This is a genomic window from Paraburkholderia sp. UYCP14C, assembly GCF_004197395.1.
In the GTDB taxonomy this organism is placed as follows: Bacteria; Pseudomonadota; Gammaproteobacteria; order Burkholderiales; family Burkholderiaceae; genus Paraburkholderia.
This window is the reverse complement of the sequence record NZ_SELS01000338.1, coordinates 1-504: the sequence shown is the minus strand read 5'-3', so window position 1 is coordinate 504 and position 504 is coordinate 1. Positions and strand designations below refer to the sequence as shown.

General features: G+C 56.0%; 1 protein-coding gene. It reads left to right on the top strand.

Annotation, left to right across the window (positions count from 1 at the left end):
- A partial coding sequence (locus EVC45_RS45135; RefSeq protein WP_248295558.1) for a transposase domain-containing protein occupies positions 1-291 on the top strand: 291 nt, incomplete at its 5' end.
- Between the last annotated feature and the right edge of the window lie 213 nt (positions 292-504).

The window sequence follows — 504 nt, the reverse complement described above, 5'->3', positions numbered from 1 at the left end:
CTATGCATGACCTGCCTTCGTCTTGTTTATCCAGAAACCGGGACGATACCACCCACTGAAAATTCAATAGAGGCTTATATGTTCGTCGGCTCCGACAGCGGCGGTGAGCGAGCGGCAGCGATGTACAGCCTGATCGGTACATGCAAGCTCAATGACATCAACCCGCGAGCCTACCTCGAATACGTACTCACTCATATCGCGGACTACAAGGTCAATCGCATCGACGAGCTGCTGCCTTGGAACGTGGCCGACAAACTTAATCCAGCTGCTTCGCGTACGCCTCCCGTTTGACCGGGTAGATCCAGATAGATCGTGTCCACGATCGATCATGGACACGATCTCCCCCGATCTATCCGGACTTCTCCATGCCCTCACATCATGCCTCACGCGCGCGCGTATCGCGGACCGGCCCTGCTGAGCCGCTTACCCTCCAGTTCGAAGCGGCCACGGAGATCAGCCAGTTTGATGTGGAATACGCGGCCACAAAGGCTGGAAATGTTCCTG